Annotated in this window: 1 protein-coding gene; it reads left to right on the forward strand. The window is 68.8% G+C overall.

What is annotated here, in order from left to right:
- Positions 1-253 (forward strand): hypothetical protein (locus OGY07_RS00010; protein ID WP_286597880.1); only part of this gene is annotated, 253 nt, incomplete at both ends.

Consider the following 253-nt stretch of genomic DNA (forward strand, 5'->3'; position numbering starts at 1 on the left):
TCGTCCCGGCTGCGGAACTGGCGACCCTGACCGACGGCAGCGCCCGCGTGGAGGCCAGCGTCAGCAATGCGGCAGGTAACAGCGCATCGGCCACCCACGACTACAGCGTGGATACGGACGCGCCGGTGATCGCCATCAGCACCATCGCCGCAGACGATATCCTGAACGCCACGGAAGCGCAGGCGGATCTGCTGATCGGCGGCACCACCACCGCCCCGGCGGGTCAGACGGTGACCGTGACGATTGGCGGCAC

It is taken from the genome of Citrobacter sp. Cs237 (assembly GCF_030332325.1).
Taxonomy (GTDB): Bacteria; Pseudomonadota; Gammaproteobacteria; order Enterobacterales; family Enterobacteriaceae; genus Citrobacter_A; species Citrobacter_A sedlakii.